The sequence below is a fragment of the Leifsonia aquatica genome (assembly GCF_014190775.1).
Classification (GTDB): domain Bacteria; phylum Actinomycetota; class Actinomycetes; order Actinomycetales; family Microbacteriaceae; genus Leifsonia; species Leifsonia aquatica.
In genome coordinates this window covers 318,477-334,806 of the sequence record NZ_JACHVP010000002.1, presented here as the reverse complement: position 1 = coordinate 334,806, position 16,330 = coordinate 318,477, and the positions used below count along the sequence as shown (strand labels likewise).

Genomic DNA, 16,330 nt, shown 5'->3' with positions numbered 1-16,330 from the left:
GTCGCTCGATCTGGTGCGCGGCACCGGTCTGGTCGGGTCGGCGCGGGTCGATTGCGCCTCCTCCCAACTCTAGCTTGCGCATCTGACGCGACCCTCGATCCGGGGGAGAACTGGGGGAATCGGGTCCGATCGGGCGAGAGCTGGGTGTCGGTGCGCGGGATGTTTCACGTGAAACCCCCGGAATGCGCGCACGCGTGGGCTGGATGATGCGGACCCAGGCACTCCGGTCGCGGCACCACTGCCGGCCGCGGAGCGCTGCGAGGTCGGTCCTGCCAGCGAGCCCCTCGGGCACGGGCACACAGCCCAAGGTTTCACGTGAAACGCGAGGCACTGACGGGCGGCACCTGCTGAAACGTGATCTCACGTCCTGGTCCGACGGTGTCGAGGGGAACCTGAAGACTTTGGCCAGGTTCGGTGCCCCACCAACCCATCCTCGGCCCAGCTCTGTGTCAGTGCTGATGGCAGGCGCGCGCCGCTCGGAGTATCGACCCGACCATGGGGACATTCGGGCCACGCGAAGCCGGCTCCCCAAGGGTCGGCGTACACCCGTGAAGGCCACCGTGCGCCGGGGGCTTGCGGCGGGGGAGTGGCTGGCGATTCCTCATCGCCCGGAGCCGCCTCCTGTGTCGCACCTGCAGTCCCGGGATCGCACGCGGGGTGCCCCAGCTTGATCGCTGGTCAGAAGGTTTCACGTGAAACGAAGAGCGGGTTGGTGAGAGTGGCGGCCCTCCGTACGCTAGGCCTCAGGATCTGCCGCGGAGCGAAGCTCGCAGGCATGAGCCTTCTGCCCGAGTTTCACGTGGAAGGTTAGGCACTCGGGGCACCTGGCGCGGAAGGCGCCTTCGACATCGTGATGTGACGGCGCTCGAAGGGTACTCTCCCCAGGCGCCCTGCCATGGTCCGGCATGGCCCACGAAGGCCGTCGTTCGCACGGGAGCCCGCGGGGTCGTGGGGGAGTGGCTGGCGATCGTCATGACCTCGCGGCGCGACTGTGTGGTCCGGGCAACTCATGTCCCGTCAATAGAGCCATTCAAGGCAAGCGCCCTTCGGCGAGTTTCACGTGAAACGGAGAGTGAGAGCAAGGGCGGACCCGGCCCCGCCCTGCACGCCCGGCCTCCGGATGCTGCGAGACGTGAGCACGCCATGAGCCGCTCCCGCTAACACGTCCCGTCGACCGTCCACGCGCCGTCTCTCTGCCTCGCAGTACTGGTGCGACAGACGCATTCCGGCCCCGGGGCCAGTCGAATCAGTCCATTCTTCTCCGACGAAGTCGTCCCTCGCGGCCGACGAGGATCAGCCCTAGTCCAAATTGACCGGCCATGCTCCACGTGACACAGCCCCGATGCCTCATTTGGCACAACCAGGGGAGGGCACACGCCAGTGCCCGATCAGGCGGGGGGAGTGATCACCGCCCGGGCGTGACACGATGGATTCATGCCGAGCGCCGTCACCCCGATCCGATCGTCCGCACTGAGTGATGTCGCGCAGTACGCGTACGCAGCGACCGCACCGAAAGACGCGCGGCTCATCTTCCTCGCCGGCGCGTGTCCGCTCGAGTCCGATGGATCGACCGCCGCGGTGGGCGACTACGCGGGCCAGGCCGCGAAGTGCATCGAGACCATGACGACAGCACTGCACGCAGCGGGTGCGACCCTGACCGATGTGATCAGCACGCGCGTGCTCGTCGCCTCGACCCGACAGTCCGACCTCGTGGCCGCGTGGGAGGTCGTGCGTGATGCGTTCGGCGATCACGATGTGCCGAGCACCCTGTTCGGAGTGACCGTCCTCGGCTACGACGATCAGCTCGTGGAGATCGAGACCGTGGCGGCCGTCGTCGACTGACAGCGCATCGACCCATCCGCCTCGACCCTATCCGAGACGCGAAATCGTCAAAAGCGACCGATTCGGACGCCGAATTCGGCCCATCCGTCCCGCCGAAACGGACCGGAGAATGGCTCCTACAGCGCCGAAGCACCCCGCTTCCGCGCTGTCAGAGCCATTCTGCGCCGCGATCGCGAAGTCCGGCCGAACGGAAAATCGGCCTGAATCGCCGTGAAATCCAGAAAATCGGAAGAGGACTCAGCGTACGGAGGCGCGGATGACCCGGGTGACCTCGTCCAGCACACCCTCGCCGAGCGTTTCGACGACGACGTCGTGCACCTTGTACTTGCGCATCTCCTTGGTCGCCGCATCCACCTCGGCCTGAGCGCCGGCGCCCTTCATGAGGACGAGCTCGCCGCCGTCACGAACCAGGGGCGCGGTGAGGGGGAGGAGCTTGCGGAACGCGCTCACCGCGCGCGCGGTGACCTGGTCGAGCGGAGCGGAGAGCTTCGCCTCTTCCGCGCGCGCGCGAACCACGGTGACGTTCGACAGGCCGAGTTCGTCGACCTGCTCGTTGAGCCAGGCGATCCGTCGCTCCATCGGCTCGATCAGCACGAACGAGACATCCGGCCGCGCGATCGCGAGCACCAACCCGGGAAGGCCGGCGCCACTGCCGATGTCACCGACCACCCCGGGCCGCAGAAGCGGAGAGACGATGGCGCAGTTCAGGATGTGGCGGGACCACAGCCGGGGGAGCTCGAGCGGGCCGATGAGACCGCGCTCCTCACCCTGGGCCGCGAGGTTCCCAGTGAACGTTCGAGCAACATCCAGCCGGTCCCCGAACAGGACGGCTGCTGCGGGCGGCTCGGTTTCCAGCGTGTCCGTCACGGTTTCAGCTGAAACTAGGCGGCGGTGATGACCGTGTGGCGGTCGCGACCCTCGCCGCGCGAGTTCGACACGAAGCCCCGCTCCGAGACGATGTCGTGGACGAGCTTGCGCTCGTAGGAGGACATCGGCGGTAGCGCCGCCTCCGCCGCACCCTCCTCGATCCGCGCGATAGCGCGGGCGACGAGCTGGCCGAGTTCGGCCTGGCGCGCGTCGCGGGAGCCGGCGATGTCGAGGATGAGCCGCGAGAAGCCGCCGGTCTGGTTCTGGACCGCGAGACGGGTGAGCTCCTGCAGCGCGGCCACGGTGTCGGGCTTGGCGAGCAGCTGGAGGTTGGTGCCATCCTCCGCGTTCACGGAGATGTAGGCGCGTCCGTTGCGGGCGTCGATGTCGATGTCGCCGTCGATGTCGGCGATGTCGAGCAGCTCCTCGATGTAGTCGGCTGCGATGTCGCCTTCACGGTCGAGTTCGCCGGCCGTCGGCTCCGCCGCGGTCGCGGGCGCATCCACCGCCTCGGTGTCCACGGCGGGCGCCTCGTCGGCGGGGGAGGTGGTCTCGGTCTGCACGTCGGTCATGGCTGTCCCTACTTCTTTCCGGCCTGCTTCTTGGCGCGGTTCTTGCTCACCGGCTGAACGCGCTGCGTCGTGATGGGCTTCTCCGGTTCCGACTCCTGCACGGTCAGGACGATCGAACCGTCCTGTGCGACGAGCTTGCCCTTCTTCGCGAGGCGCGCCTCGCGCGCCTTGGCGGCGTCCGAGCCGGGGGTCGGCATGTTGCGGATGACGAGGAACTGCTGGCCCATGGTCCAGATGTTCGAGGTCAGCCAGTAGAACATGACACCGAGCGGGAAGGCGAAGCCCGAGAAGAGGAAGACGAAGGGGAGCAGGTAGAGGAGGATGCGCTGCTGCTTGAACTGCGGGCTCGCCTTGGTCTCCGGCGACATGTTCTTCGACACGATCTGGAGCTGCGTCAGGAACTGCGAGCCGGTCATGAGCACGACCATCACGGCCGCGATGACCATGACGACCACCTGCGGCGGGTTGGCGTTCATCGCGCCCTGGAAGCTCTGGTGCAGGGGAGCGACGCCGAACAGGCTCGCGTTGCCGAACTGCACCGCGAGCGACTCGTTGAGCGGGCCGACGCCGGCCTTGCCGCTCTGGGCGCCGTTGAGCACCTGGAAGAGGGAGAAGAAGATCGGCATCTGCAGCAGCAGGGGGAGGCAGGAGCTGAGCGGGTTCGTGCCCGTCTTCTTGTAGAGCTCCATGGTCTCGCGCGACATGGCCTCGCGGGAGAACTGGTCCTTCTTGCCCTTGTACTTGTCCTGGATCTTCTTGAGCTGCGGCGCCACCTCGAGCATGCGCCGCTGGTTCTTGATCTGGCGGACGAAGATGGGGATGAGGGCGGCACGGACCACGACGGTCAGTCCCACGATCGACAGCACCCAGGTGAGACCCGCGGCCGGGTCGAGCCCGATCTGCGAGAACAGCCAGTGGAAGGCGACCAGGATCAGCTCCACGACCCATTTGATGGGCCAGAGGATCGTACCGATGATGTCCATGTCTGCTTGCTAGGCCCTTCTCTGGCTAAAGCTGCTGCCGCCCGTGGCGACGACGAATCCGAACGGAGTGACCCGGTAGCGCTGGCGCTTCTTCACGGGGACGTCGTCGACCCCGCCCGCTGCCCACGGATGGCAGCGGATGATGCGGCGCACGCCGAGCACGCTCCCGACCACGACGCCGTGCTGCTGGATGGCCTGGAGTGCGTAGGCCGAGCACGACGGGTAGTAGCGGCAGACGTCTCCATAGAGCGGCGAGATGACCGCCCGGTACGCCCGCAGGATCAGCACGGCGACGTTCCGCGGAACGAGCAGAACTGCGGTGATCGCGGCGTACATGGACGGACGTTGCCCTTTTATCTGGTGGAGCTACGACGGACGTAGCGGCTGACGGCTCGGGTGAGCTCTTCGTGCAGGGTAGCCCACCGGGCCTCCGCAGAAGCTGGTAATGCTCTGATCACGATGTCCACTCCGCCCACCGTCCCGGCACTCTCTCGGAGAGCCGGGAGCACCTCGTACGCAGCTGCCTTCAGGCGGCGGCGCACCAGATTGCGGCGCACGGCGTTGCCGACCGTCTTGCTCACGATAAAACCGAATCGCACCACGTCGGGGTCGGCGTTCGGACGGACGTACGCGATGGTGTTGTCCGCGGTGAAGCGGGCACCCTTGCGCACCGTCGCCCGGTAGTCCGCCCCCCGCGTGATGCGATTGGCTTTCGCGAGCACCGGCCGGTACTACGCCGAGAGCTTCTCGCGGCCCTTGGAGCGACGGGCCGAGAGGATGGCGCGGCCGGCACGCGTGCGCATGCGGAGGCGGAAGCCGTGGGTCTTGGCGCGCTTGCGGTTGTTCGGCTGGAACGTTCTCTTGCTCATAATCTCTATCTCCGTGGTGGTGTCTTCGCAGGCCGGTGCTGATGGATATCGCCAGCACGGGGAGGCCAGAAAAGTTTCAGGGCAGCCTGAACGGCTGAAGTCAACTGATTAAAACTACGGCCTATAAAGGACCGAGGTCAAACCGATCGAGTCAAATCCACTGATTATGCACGGGATTTGCAGGATCCGTCGCGGCGACGCGCCGTGTTTCGGCGACGTATTCCAGGAGTCGAATTTGATCCACAACCTGTGGACAAGTTACCGTGAGGACCAAAGTTATCCCCAGCCTGGCTCACAAAAGGCCGGAGATCACTACGGTATTGCAGACACATCAGTGGATAACTCTGTGAATACCCACCGACGGCACATCTGCTGCAGCCTGACTCGAGCCCTCCGGGGGACGACTCGTCTCCGTCGGGCGACGGCATCCACACGAAGAACGAAGACGGGGAACGATGGCAGGCGGCGAAGAGTCCATTTCTGCGGCATGGCAGTCCGTGCTGGGAAAGCTCGAGACGGACGACCGCATCACGCCGCAGCTCTACGGATTCCTCAGCCTGGTCGAGCCCAAGGGCATCATGGCCGGGACCTTCTATCTGGAGGTCCCGAACGAGTTCACCCGGGGCATGATCGAGCAGCGCAGCCGCGTCCCCCTCCTGAGCGCGATCGGCGCCCTGGACGAGGCTCTCGCGGTCAACACCTTCGCGATCGTGGTCAATCCCGAGATCCAGCAGGAGACGATGGCCGGCCCGGTCGAGCCAGAACCCGCCCCCTACCTCGAGAACGCGTCGCCGATGGTGTCCCCTCCCACGGAGATCACGGCGCCCCCGCGCAACGGCGACACGCGCCTCAACTCCAAGTACAGCTTCGACAACTTCGTCATCGGCCAGTCGAACCGGTTCGCTCACGCGGCCGCGGTCGCTGTGGCCGAAGCGCCCGCCAAGGCGTACAACCCCCTCTTCATCTACGGGGACTCCGGACTCGGCAAGACGCACCTCCTCCACGCCATCGGGCACTACGCGATGAGCCTCTACCCCGGGATCCGCGTCCGGTACGTGTCGAGTGAGGAGTTCACGAACGACTTCATCAACTCGATCGCCAACAACCGCGGCTCCTCCTTCCAGGCGCGCTACCGCAACATCGACATCCTGCTGATCGACGACATCCAGTTCCTCCAGCGTGCGGTCGAGACGCAGGAGGCGTTCTTCCACACCTTCAACACCCTCCACGACCACAACAAGCAGGTGGTCATCACCAGCGACCTGCCGCCGAAGCACCTCACAGGCTTCGAGGACCGCATGCGGTCGCGCTTCGAGTGGGGCCTGATCACCGACGTGCAGGTGCCCGACCTCGAGACCCGCATCGCCATCCTGCGCAAGAAGGCGCAGAGCGAGAAGATCCAGGTGCCCGACGACATCCTCGAGTTCATGGCGTCGAAGGTGTCGAGCAACATCCGCGAGCTGGAGGGGACGCTCATCCGCGTCACCGCGTTCGCGAGCCTGAACCGCACGCCGGTCGACATGCCCCTCGTGCAGACAGTGCTGAAGGACCTGATCACGCTCGACGACGACAACGTGATCGCGCCGACGGACATCATCACCAACACCGCCGAGTACTTCAAGCTCAGCGTCGACGACCTCTACGGCTCGAGCCGGTCGCAAGCCGTGGCAACGGCTCGCCAGATCGCCATGTACCTGTGCCGGGAGCTGACGAACCTCTCGCTGCCCAAGATCGGCCAGCTGTTCGGCGGCCGCGACCACACCACGGTGATGTACGCCAACAAGAAGATCAGCGAGCTCATGAAGGAGCGGCGCTCGATCTACAACCAGGTCACCGAGCTGACCAGCCGGATCAAGCAGAACCACCGCTACGGCAAGTAGCCCTCTCGACACGCGCCACGCCGTCGTCTCCGGATGAGTTATCCACAATTTCATCCCCAGAGTGGGGAGAGATCGTTATTAACACGTGTGGATAACTTGTGGAGAAGTTCCGGAAACTCCGCCGATTAATGGGGACGAACGACCGGGCCCTGTGAAAAGCGCTTCGGAGCGCTCTCGGCTCGCCGGCTTGTGAACAAGCGGATTCCTCAGGTCATCAACAGGGGAGACCCCCGCCGTTCCCTGTCATTTCCTGGACTCAACAGAGTTATCCACAGTTTCCACAGCGGTTAACACGATTAATGATTAACTCTTCTCAGTTAAGGCCGGTCGACAACCTCAAGCGCTGGACCGAATGACAAACTCCTCGCCCAGAGGGCAAGCGCTAGGATTCTTTCGATCCGTATCCGTCAGCTGGCAGGGGTGTCTTCGTGAAGTTCCAAGCAAACCGGGATGTCTTCAGCGAGGCCGTCTCCTTCGCAGTGAAGCTCCTCCCGCAGCGGACGACACTGCCCATCCTCAGCGGCGTTCTCATCGAGACCACCGACACGGGCCTCCAGCTCTCCTCCTTCGACTACGAGGTCTCCGCTCAGACGCAGATCCCCGCCGAGGTCGAGGAACCGGGTCGCGTCCTCGTCTCCGGACGCCTCCTGGCGGAGATCGCCTCGAAGCTCCCGAACGCCCCCGTGCAGTTCTCGACCGACGAGTCCAAGATCAGCGTGCGCGCCGGATCCGCCAACTTCACGCTGCTCTCCATGCCCGTCGAGGAATACCCGAGCATCCCCCAGGTCAGCGGGGAAGCGGGCCTCGTCCCGGCCGAGGAGTTCGCGGAGGCCGTCGCGCAGGTCGGCGTCGCCGCCTCCCGCGACGACGTGACCCCGGTCATCACGGGAGTGCAGCTCGAGGTCGGCGACAACACGCTCGGCCTCGTGGCCACCGACCGGTACCGCGTCGCCGTCCGCCAGATCGACTGGGACAACGGCACCACCTCCGGCGAGACGCAGACCGCACTCGTCCCCGCCCGCACCCTCACCGAGATCGGCAAGACCTTCGGTCACAGCGGCACGGTCTCGGTCTCGATCACCAACCGCGACGACCGTGAGCTCATCGCGTTCACGGCCGACAAGAAGACCGTGACCTCGCTGCTGATCAAGGGCAACTTCCCGCCCGTGCGCCGGCTCTTCCCCGAGCAGGTCGACAACTACGCGGTGCTGAACACCGCGGAGCTCATCGAGGCGACCCGTCGCGTCGCCCTCGTGCTCGAGCGTGAGGCCGCGCTCCGCTACACCTTCACCGCCGACGGACTGACGCTGGAAGCGATCGGCTCCGAGCAGGCTCAAGCATCCGAGAGCATCGACGCTCTCCTCACAGGCCAGGAGACCGTGGTTTCATTGAAGCCGCAGTTCCTGCTCGATGGTCTCGGTGCCGTGCACTCCGAATTCGTGCGCATCTCTTTCACCAAGACCGAGAACCCCAACAAACCGGGACCTGTGCTCATCACGAGCCAGACGTCCAAGGACCAGGCGGGCTCGGACTCCTACAAGTACCTGCTGCAGCCCAACCTGCTCCTGCGCTAGGACACGGTCCCACTCCACGAGAGAAGAAGGACAATCATGCACATCGGCCTCATCGGTCTCGGACGCATGGGCAACAACATGCGTGCCCGCCTCGAGAAGAACGACATCGAGGTCACCGGCTACGACACCAACCCCGAGGTGTCGGACGTCGCCACCCTGGCCGACCTGGTCGCCGCGCTCCCCGCGCCGCGCACGGTCTGGGTCATGGTGCCGGCCGGTGAGATCACCGATAACGTCATCCGCGACCTGGAGCCGCTGCTGGAGAAGGGCGACCTCGTCATCGACGGCGGCAACTCCCGTTTCACCGAGGACTTCACGCACGCCGAGCTGCTCGCCCCCAAGGGCATCGACTTCATGGACGCCGGCGTCTCCGGCGGCATCTGGGGCCTCGAGAACGGCTACGGCCTGATGGTCGGCGGCAGCAAGGAGCAGGTCGAGCGGGTCATGCCGGTGTTCGACGCGCTCCGTCCGGAGGGTCCGCGCGAAGAGGGCTTCGTCCACGTCGGCGACGTCGGCGCCGGCCACTACGCGAAGATGGTGCACAACGGCATCGAGTACGCGCTGATGCAGGCGTACGCCGAGGGCTACGAGCTGCTGGACACGCGCAAGGACATCATCCACGACGTCACCGGCACCTTCAAGGCGTGGCAGCGCGGGACCGTCGTGCGCTCCTGGCTGCTCGACCTCCTGGTGCGCGCGCTCGAGCAGGACCCGGAGTTCGAGCACATCGAGGGCTTCGTGCAGGACTCGGGCGAGGGCCGTTGGACCGTGGAGGAGGCGCTCAACAACGCCGTCCCCGTGCCGACGATCAGCGCCTCGATCTTCGCCCGCTTCGTCTCCCGTCAGACGGACTCGCCTGCCATGAAGGCCGTCGCCGCGCTGCGCAACCAGTTCGGCGGCCACGCGGTGAAGGCCGTCGACTGACGAGCTAACCCTCTGTGCGAGTTACACATCTCTCCCTGACCGACTTCCGCAACTACCGCACCGCGGAGGTGCCGTTCGCGGCCGGCGCGAATCTCTTCGTCGGCCGCAACGGCCAGGGAAAGACGAATCTGGTCGAGTCGCTCGGCTACCTGAGCACCCTCGGGTCGCATCGGGTGTCGAGCGACCAGGCCATGATCCGCAAGGGGGCGGACGCCGCGATCGTCCGCTCCCGGATCCAGCACGAGGGGCGCGAACTCCTCGTGGAGGTGCAGCTCAACCGGAGCTCACCCAACCGCGCGCAGGTCAACCGCGGAGCGATCAAGCCCCGCGAACTGCCGCGCTACTTCTCGAGCGTGCTCTTCGCCCCCGAAGACCTCGCGCTCGTCCGGGGCGAGCCGGGGATCCGCCGCCGGTTCCTCGACCAGCTGCTGATCCAGCGCAATCCGCGGTACGCCGCGGTGATCGCCGACTACGAGCGCGTGCTCAAACAGCGCAACACCCTGCTGAAGTCGGCCAGGGCCTCCCGGATCAAAGCCGACCAGCTCGGAACGCTCGACATCTGGGACGACCGGCTGGTCGCACTCGGCTCGGAGCTGATCGATGCGCGGCTCGATCTGGTCGCGCGACTGAGCGACCCGCTCGTCGCCGCCTATCGATCCGTCGCCGGCGACGACCACCATCCGCGCCTGCTGCCGCAGCTGACGATCCGCGGGGCGCACGTCGAGGAGGACGACGATGACGAGGCGGAGCCTGTAACCGCATCATCCGGTGTCGACACCGTCACCGTCTTCCGACAGGGTCTCGCGGCCGTACGCGGCAAAGAGCTCGAGCGCGGCCTGACGCTGGTCGGGCCGCACCGTGACGACCTGCTCTTCGAGCTCAACGGCCTCCCGGCCAAGGGGTATGCGAGCCACGGGGAATCGTGGTCGTTCGCCCTCGCCCTCAAACTGGCGTCGGCCGAGCTCCTGCGGCACGAGTCCAGCACCGGCGACCCCGTGCTCATCCTCGACGACGTCTTCGCCGAGCTGGATCAGGCGCGGAGACGGATGCTTGCAACCGCCGTAGCCGGTTACGAGCAGGTGCTCATCACCGCTGCGGTCTACGACGACGTGCCTCCCGAACTGGCCGCGCACACGGTCCGGATCGAGGCCGGGGCGGTGGTGGAGGCTACGGATGCCTGAGCGCACCGGCCTCAGCGAGGCGAGCATCGTCTACCTCCGGATGAAGGAGCTCTTCACCGGTTCCCCGTCGCGCCGCCGTACCAGAGTCCGCCCCGACGAGGTCGGCGGGAGCAAGCCGTTCACCGCCGGGCGCGATCCGCGCGGGCTCGGCGACGTGGTCGACGCCCTCGCGTCGCAGCTGGGCTGGACCTCCGCGCTCGCGCAGTCCGACCTGCTCGAAGGATGGCGCGAACTGGCCGGAGAGGAGACGGCGAAGCACGCCATCCCGGATGCCATCACCGACGGGGTTCTGGTGGTGCGCTGCGAGTCGACGGCATGGGCGACGCAGCTGCGCATGATGCGCTCCGAACTGCTCGTGCGCATCGGCGAGAGGTTTCCGGAGGCGGACATCCAGTCGATCCGCTTCCAGGGGCCGGACGCCCCCACCTGGAAACGCGGTCCCAGGTCGATTCCAGGGCGCGGCCCACGCGATACTTACGGTTGAGTGCACAAAAGAGGTAGACCGAGCGAAGAAAACGCGTCAGAAGGGCATTTTCCGCCATTTCTCCAGTCCGCTCTTGGTAGAATGGAGAGTCACTGTTGAGTGCGGTCAGGAGCCTAATTTCATATGACGACGGAACCGAACAGCGCCGAGACGGATCACGAGTACGGCGCGAATGAGATCCAGGTCCTCGAGGGTCTCGAAGCGGTCCGCAAGCGACCCGGAATGTACATCGGCTCCACCGGTCCACGAGGTCTCCACCACCTCGTCTACGAGATCGTCGACAACTCCGTCGACGAGGCGCTCGCGGGGCACGCCGACAACATCGAGGTGACCATCCTCCCCGACGGCGCCGTGCGCGTCATCGACAACGGCCGTGGCATCCCGGTCGACGAGCACCCCGTGCAGAAGAAGTCGACCGTGGAGGTGGTGCTCACGATCCTGCACGCCGGCGGCAAGTTCGGCGGCGGCGGTTACGCGGTCTCCGGCGGTCTGCACGGCGTCGGCAGCTCGGTCGTCAACGCGCTCTCGTCGCGACTCGACATCGAGGTCTACCGGCAGGGCTCGGTCTGGCGGCAGAGCTACCGCGACGGTGTGCCGCAGGCGCCGCTCGAGCAGGGCGAGGCATCGGACCGCACCGGCACGACGATCACCTTCTGGCCCAGTGCCGAGACCTTCGAGACCACGGTCTTCGACTACGACACGCTGCGCACGCGGTTCCAGCAGATGGCGTTCCTGAACAAGGGACTCCGCATCGCGATCACCGACGAGCGCACCGACCTCGGCGAGGTCGAGCCCGTCGAGGGGGAGGTCGTCGACGGCGAGGTCGCCGAGGAGTTCACCCCGCGCAGCGAGGTGTTCCTCTACGAGCAGGGCCTCACGGACTACGTGCACTACCTCAACTCCGCCAAGAAGGCGGAGGTCGTGCACGACGAGATCATCTCGTTCGAGTCCGAGGACACCGAGCGCAAGATCGCGCTCGAGGTGGCCATGCAGTGGACCACGAGCTACAACGAGAGCGTCTTCACCTACGCGAACACGATCAACACGCACGAGGGAGGCACGCACGAGGAGGGCTTCCGCGCTGCGCTGACGACCCTCGTCAACAAGTACGCCCGTGAGAAGAACATCCTCAAGGAGAAGGACGACAACCTCTCCGGCGACGACGTGCGCGAGGGTCTGACGGCGGTCGTCTCCGTGAAGCTCTCCGAGCCGCAGTTCGAGGGCCAGACCAAGACCAAGCTCGGCAACACGGAGGCCAAGGCCTTCGTGCAGAAGGTCGTCGGCGACCAGCTGGGCGATTGGTTCGACCGCAACCCGAACCAGGCCAAGGACATCATCCGTAAGGCTCTCCAGGCCGCGACCGCTCGCCTGGCTGCCCGCAAGGCGCGCGAGACCGCACGACGCAAGGGCCTCCTCGAGAGCGGCGGCATGCCCGGCAAGCTCAAGGACTGCCAGTCGAAGGACCCGACGGTGTCCGAGATCTTCATCGTCGAGGGCGACTCGGCCGGCGGCTCCGCCGTGCAGGGCCGCAACCCCGAGACGCAGGCGATCCTCCCGCTGCGCGGCAAGATCCTGAACGTCGAGAAGGCCCGCCTCGACCGCGCCCTCGCGAACAACGAGGTGCAGGCGATGATCACGGCGTTCGGCGCCGGCATCGGCGAGGACTTCAACCCCGAGAAGGCGCGGTACCACAAGATCGTGCTCATGGCCGATGCCGACGTCGACGGCCAGCACATCACCACGCTCCTGCTCACCCTGCTGTTCCGCTACATGCGGCCGCTGGTCGACCTCGGCTACGTGTACCTCGCGCAGCCGCCGCTTTACCGCCTCAAGTGGTCGAACGCCGAGCACGAGTACGTCTACTCGGACCGGGAGCGCGACGCGTACCTGGCGGAGGGCCTGGCCGCCGGCAAGCGCATCCCCAAGGACAACGGCGTGCAGCGCTACAAGGGTCTGGGCGAGATGGACTACAAGGAGCTGTGGGAGACCACCATGAACCCGGAGTCGCGCACGCTGCTCCAGGTGACGCTCGACGATGCGGCCGCGGCCGACGAGATCTTCGCCACGCTGATGGGCGAGGACGTCGAATCGCGCCGCTCGTTCATCCAGAAGAACGCGAAGGACGTGCGCTTCCTTGACATCTGATGAGACCGGAACCCCGGGAGAAGAGAACATCGTGACCGACGAAGAGACCGCCGGCGCAGGCTTCGGCATCCACGGCCGCATCGACCAGGTCGATCTGCAGTCCGAGATGCAGCGCTCCTACCTCGACTACGCGATGAGCGTCATCGTGGGCCGTGCGCTCCCCGAGGTGCGCGACGGCCTGAAGCCGGTGCACCGCCGAGTGATCTACGCCATGTTCGACGGCGGCTACCGCCCCGACAAGGCGTTCTCGAAGTGCGCCCGCGTCGTCGGCGACGTGATGGGTCAGTTCCACCCGCACGGCGACTCGGCGATCTACGACGCGCTCGTGCGACTCGTGCAGCCGTGGAGCCTCCGCTACCCGCTCGCGCTCGGCCAGGGCAACTTCGGCTCGCCGGGCAATGACGGTGCCGCGGCCCCTCGGTACACCGAGACGAAGATGGCCCCGCTCGCCCTCGAGATGGTCCGCGACATCGACGAGGAGACCGTCGACTTCCAGGACAACTACGACGGTCGCACCCAGGAGCCGGCCGTGCTGCCGGCGCGGTTCCCGAACCTGCTGGTCAACGGCTCGGTCGGCATCGCGGTCGGCATGGCCACCAACATCCCCCCGCACAACCTCCGCGAGGTCGCGGACGGTGCGCTCTGGCACCTCGCCAACCCCGACGCGTCTCGCGAGGAGCTCCTCGAGGAGCTGATCAAGCGGATCAAGGGCCCGGACTTCCCGACCGGCGCGCAGATCCTCGGCGTCAAGGGCATCCAGGACACCTACCGCACCGGCCGCGGCTCCATCACGATGCGCGCCGTCGTCAGCATCGAGGAGATCCAGGGCCGCGTGTGCCTGGTCGTCACCGAACTGCCGTACCAGGTGAACCCGGACAACCTCGCGATCAAGATCGCCGAGCTCGTGAAGGACGGCCGCGTCGGCGGCATCGCCGATATCCGCGACGAGACCTCGGGCCGCACCGGTCAGCGCCTGGTCATCGTGCTCAAGCGCGACGCGGTCGCCAAGGTCGTGCTCAACAACCTGTACAAGCACACGCAGCTGCAGGAGAACTTCGGCGCGAACATGCTGGCGATCGTGGACAACGTCCCGCGCACGCTCGCGCTCGACGGCTTCATCACCGCCTGGGTCGACCACCAGATCGAGGTCATCGTCCGTCGCACCCGGTACCGGCTGCGCAAGAAGGAGGAGCGGGCGCACATCCTGCGCGGCTACCTCAAGGCGCTCGACGCGCTCGACGAGGTCATCGCCCTCATCCGCCGGTCGCCCACGGTCGACGACGCGCGCGAGGGTCTGAAGACGCTGCTCGACGTCGACGACATCCAGGCCGACGCGATCCTGACGATGCAGCTGCGCCGTCTCGCCGCCCTCGAGCGTCAGAAGATCATCGAGGAGCACGACCAGATCGAGCTCGAGATCGCCGAGCTCAAGGCGATCCTCGAGGACCCGGCGCGCCAGCGCTCGATCGTGAGCGAGGAGCTCACCGAGATCGTCGACCGCTTCGGCGACGACCGTCGTACCGAGATCATGTTCGGCTTCGACGGCGACATGAGCGTCGAGGACCTCATCCCCGAAGAGGAGATGGTGGTCACCGTCACCCGCGGCGGCTACATCAAGCGCACCCGCAGCGACAACTACCGTTCGCAGCACCGCGGCGGCAAGGGCGTCAAGGGTGCTCAGCTGCGCGGCGAGGACGTCGTCGACCACTTCTTCGTGACGACGACCCACCACTGGCTCCTCTTCTTCACGAACAAGGGACGCGTCTACCGCGCCAAGGCGTACGAGGTGCAGGAGGCCGGCCGCGACGCGAAGGGCCAGCACGTCGCCAACCTGCTCGCGATGCAGCCGGACGAGGAGATCGCCGAGATCCTGGACATCCGGGACTACGAGGCCGCGAAGTACCTGGTGCTCGCGACCCGTGACGGCCTGATCAAGAAGACCGCGCTGAGCGAGTACGACACGAACCGCTCCGGCGGCATCATCGCGATCAAGCTCCGCGACGAGGACGAGCTCGTCTCGGCCCTGCTGGTGGAGGAGGACTCGGACCTGCTGCTCGTCTCGCGCAAGGGCATGTCCATCCGCTTCACCGCCAGCGACGAGGCGCTGCGTCCCATGGGCCGCTCGACCTCCGGCGTGATCGGGATGCACTTCCGCGGCGAGGACAGCCTGCTCGACGCGTCGGTCGTCTCCGACGAGGGCTACGTCTTCGTGGTGACCGAGGGAGGCTACGCGAAGCGGACCTCCGCCGACCAGTACCGCCTCCAGGGGCGCGGTGGTCTGGGCATCAAGGTGGCCAAGCTGAGCGACGATCGAGGCGACCTCGTGGGCGCTCTGATCGTGGATGAGGACGACGAGGTCTTGGTGGTTCTTGCCAGCGGCAAGGTGGTACGCTCTGCCGTGGCCGAGGTACCTGCCAAGGGCCGCGACACCATGGGTGTCGTCTTTGCACGTTTCGCCGAGACCGACAAGATCATCGCTCTGGCAAAGAACACCGAACGAAACCTCGATTCGCAGGATCCAGCGGATGACCAGCCTGATGGGTCAGAATCGGAGGCCGTCGGGAAGGAAGAGACCGTAGATGAGCAGTAGCGTCGCCGAGAAACTGGCCAAGAAGTCGTCGCGCCGGCCCGCATCCTCCAAGCAGGTGCGGCTCAAGCTGGTGTACATCGACTTCTGGTCGACCGTGAAGCTCTCGTTCCTCGCCGGCATCTGCCTTGCGATCATCGCGGTCGTCGGCACCTTCCTCATCTGGACGGTGCTCGACCGCACGGGGATCTTCGACCAGGTCAACAGCCTGGTCAAGGACATCTCCGGAGCCGGAGGCGGCGACCTGCGCGCCGTGCTCGGCCTCGGTCAGGTGATGGGCTTCTCGCTCGTGGTGGCCGTCCTCGACATCGTCGTGGTCACCGCTCTCGGCGCGGTCTTCGCGCTCCTCTACAACCTTTCCGTGAAGATCACCGGCGGCCTGCTCGTCGGCTTCACCAACAACTGACGGATCGAGCCCCGCT

The 16,330-nt window shown here is 66.2% G+C and carries 15 protein-coding genes; 9 read left to right on the top strand and 6 right to left on the bottom strand.

Annotated elements, in window-relative coordinates; translation table 11 throughout:
- Nucleotides 1-1,434: 1,434 nt before the first annotated feature.
- On the top strand, nucleotides 1,435-1,842 hold the full coding sequence (locus FHX33_RS11495; RefSeq protein WP_021763552.1) for a RidA family protein: 408 nt from the start codon (nucleotides 1,435-1,437) through the stop codon (nucleotides 1,840-1,842).
- Nucleotides 1,843-2,079: 237 nt separating this feature from the next.
- Here the strand turns inward: FHX33_RS11495 and rsmG are convergent, their stop codons facing one another.
- From rsmG to rpmH, 6 genes are read right to left on the bottom strand one after another with little or no spacing between them, the layout of a single operon-like run.
- Complete coding sequence (gene rsmG, locus FHX33_RS11490; protein WP_021763551.1) at nucleotides 2,080-2,709, bottom strand: 16S rRNA (guanine(527)-N(7))-methyltransferase RsmG; 630 nt, start codon at nucleotides 2,707-2,709, stop codon at nucleotides 2,080-2,082.
- A 14-nt stretch (nucleotides 2,710-2,723) separates the two neighbouring features.
- On the bottom strand, nucleotides 2,724-3,281 hold the full coding sequence (locus FHX33_RS11485; RefSeq protein WP_021763550.1) for a Jag family protein: 558 nt from the start codon (nucleotides 3,279-3,281) through the stop codon (nucleotides 2,724-2,726).
- 8 nt (nucleotides 3,282-3,289) lie between these two features.
- A complete protein-coding gene (gene yidC / locus FHX33_RS11480; RefSeq protein ID WP_021763549.1) occupies nucleotides 3,290-4,264 on the bottom strand; it encodes a membrane protein insertase YidC in 975 nt (324 codons plus the stop codon).
- Nucleotides 4,265-4,273: 9 nt separating this feature from the next.
- The gene (gene yidD, locus FHX33_RS11475; protein WP_021763548.1) at nucleotides 4,274-4,600 is read right to left on the bottom strand and encodes a membrane protein insertion efficiency factor YidD; all 327 of its coding nucleotides are present in this window, start codon (nucleotides 4,598-4,600) and stop codon (nucleotides 4,274-4,276) included.
- 17 nt (nucleotides 4,601-4,617) lie between these two features.
- Nucleotides 4,618-4,986, bottom strand: coding sequence for a ribonuclease P protein component (gene rnpA / locus FHX33_RS11470; RefSeq protein WP_021763547.1), 369 nt, complete (start codon nucleotides 4,984-4,986; stop codon nucleotides 4,618-4,620).
- A gap of 9 nt (nucleotides 4,987-4,995) precedes the next feature.
- Nucleotides 4,996-5,133, bottom strand: coding sequence for a 50S ribosomal protein L34 (gene rpmH, locus FHX33_RS11465; RefSeq protein WP_021763546.1), 138 nt, complete (start codon nucleotides 5,131-5,133; stop codon nucleotides 4,996-4,998).
- A gap of 455 nt (nucleotides 5,134-5,588) precedes the next feature.
- Between rpmH and dnaA the strand changes: the two genes are divergently transcribed.
- From dnaA to FHX33_RS11425, 8 genes are all read left to right on the top strand, one after another.
- The gene (gene dnaA, locus FHX33_RS11460; protein WP_021763544.1) at nucleotides 5,589-7,013 is read left to right on the top strand and encodes a chromosomal replication initiator protein DnaA; all 1,425 of its coding nucleotides are present in this window, start codon (nucleotides 5,589-5,591) and stop codon (nucleotides 7,011-7,013) included.
- A 428-nt stretch (nucleotides 7,014-7,441) separates the two neighbouring features.
- Entirely contained in the window at nucleotides 7,442-8,587 is a 1,146-nt protein-coding gene (gene dnaN / locus FHX33_RS11455) for a DNA polymerase III subunit beta (RefSeq protein ID WP_021763543.1), read from the top strand.
- 36 nt (nucleotides 8,588-8,623) lie between these two features.
- Entirely contained in the window at nucleotides 8,624-9,511 is an 888-nt protein-coding gene (gene gnd / locus FHX33_RS11450; RefSeq protein WP_021763542.1) for a phosphogluconate dehydrogenase (NAD(+)-dependent, decarboxylating), read from the top strand.
- Nucleotides 9,512-9,525: 14 nt separating this feature from the next.
- Nucleotides 9,526-10,692, top strand: a complete 1,167-nt coding sequence (gene recF, locus FHX33_RS11445; RefSeq protein ID WP_021763541.1) for a DNA replication/repair protein RecF — start codon at nucleotides 9,526-9,528, stop codon at nucleotides 10,690-10,692.
- Entirely contained in the window at nucleotides 10,685-11,176 is a 492-nt protein-coding gene (locus tag FHX33_RS11440) for a DciA family protein (RefSeq protein WP_021763540.1), read from the top strand. Before recF ends, FHX33_RS11440 begins: the two co-directional genes overlap by 8 nt.
- Before the next feature lie 123 nt (nucleotides 11,177-11,299).
- On the top strand, nucleotides 11,300-13,321 hold the full coding sequence (gene gyrB / locus FHX33_RS11435; RefSeq protein WP_021763539.1) for a DNA topoisomerase (ATP-hydrolyzing) subunit B: 2,022 nt from the start codon (nucleotides 11,300-11,302) through the stop codon (nucleotides 13,319-13,321).
- 31 nt (nucleotides 13,322-13,352) lie between these two features.
- Nucleotides 13,353-15,911 carry a DNA gyrase subunit A gene (gene gyrA / locus FHX33_RS11430; protein ID WP_021763538.1) on the top strand — a complete coding sequence of 853 codons (2,559 nt, stop codon included), beginning with the start codon at nucleotides 13,353-13,355 and terminating at the stop codon, nucleotides 15,909-15,911.
- The gene (locus FHX33_RS11425) at nucleotides 15,901-16,314 is read left to right on the top strand and encodes a DUF3566 domain-containing protein (RefSeq protein ID WP_021763537.1); all 414 of its coding nucleotides are present in this window, start codon (nucleotides 15,901-15,903) and stop codon (nucleotides 16,312-16,314) included. Before gyrA ends, FHX33_RS11425 begins: the two co-directional genes overlap by 11 nt.
- Nucleotides 16,315-16,330: the final 16 nt, after the last annotated feature.

Bases quoted from the DNA above. Each gene is read 5' to 3' on its own strand.
- dnaA (WP_021763544.1), top strand. From the start codon at position 5,589: ATGGCAGGCGGCGAAGAGTCCATTTCTGCGGCATGGCAGTCCGTGCTG.
- FHX33_RS11495 (WP_021763552.1), top strand. From the start codon at position 1,435: ATGCCGAGCGCCGTCACCCCGATCCGATCGTCCGCACTGAGTGATGTC.
- FHX33_RS11485 (WP_021763550.1), bottom strand. From the start codon at position 3,281: ATGACCGACGTGCAGACCGAGACCACCTCCCCCGCCGACGAGGCGCCC.
- yidC (WP_021763549.1), bottom strand. From the start codon at position 4,264: ATGGACATCATCGGTACGATCCTCTGGCCCATCAAATGGGTCGTGGAG.
- gnd (WP_021763542.1), top strand. From the start codon at position 8,624: ATGCACATCGGCCTCATCGGTCTCGGACGCATGGGCAACAACATGCGT.
- yidD (WP_021763548.1), bottom strand. From the start codon at position 4,600: ATGTACGCCGCGATCACCGCAGTTCTGCTCGTTCCGCGGAACGTCGCC.
- FHX33_RS11425 (WP_021763537.1), top strand. From the start codon at position 15,901: ATGAGCAGTAGCGTCGCCGAGAAACTGGCCAAGAAGTCGTCGCGCCGG.
- gyrB (WP_021763539.1), top strand. From the start codon at position 11,300: ATGACGACGGAACCGAACAGCGCCGAGACGGATCACGAGTACGGCGCG.
- rpmH (WP_021763546.1), bottom strand. From the start codon at position 5,133: ATGAGCAAGAGAACGTTCCAGCCGAACAACCGCAAGCGCGCCAAGACC.
- FHX33_RS11440 (WP_021763540.1), top strand. From the start codon at position 10,685: ATGCCTGAGCGCACCGGCCTCAGCGAGGCGAGCATCGTCTACCTCCGG.